The organism is Pseudoalteromonas aliena (assembly GCF_038155085.1).
Classification (GTDB): Bacteria; Pseudomonadota; Gammaproteobacteria; order Enterobacterales; family Alteromonadaceae; genus Pseudoalteromonas; species Pseudoalteromonas aliena_A.
The window spans coordinates 1-223 of the sequence record NZ_JBAKAU010000152.1 but is presented as its reverse complement, the minus strand read 5'-3'; the positions used below and the strand labels follow the sequence as shown (position 1 = coordinate 223).

The 223-nt window shown below is 38.1% G+C and carries 1 protein-coding gene; it reads left to right on the top strand.

The genetic code is table 11. The features are described 5' to 3' along the window. A partial coding sequence (locus tag V6260_RS18895; RefSeq protein ID WP_341595599.1) for a DUF481 domain-containing protein occupies positions 1-223 on the top strand: 223 nt, incomplete at both ends.

Genomic DNA, 223 nt, shown 5'->3' with positions numbered 1-223 from the left:
TAAAAGTACGTTGGCTACAGTTTACGGTGCTCGCTTTTATCAAGGTCTAAAAAATAAAGTTTATATTGATATTGGTCCTGGTTTATATCGCTCAGTAGCGGATGATGAGTCTGAAGTGAGTGAAGATGAAAAAAATAAAACCGGTTATTTGGTTCGTGTTCCTATGCAGTGGGAGCGCTTGGTATCAAAGCGAACTCGTTTAAATCAAGATGTTACTAGAGCA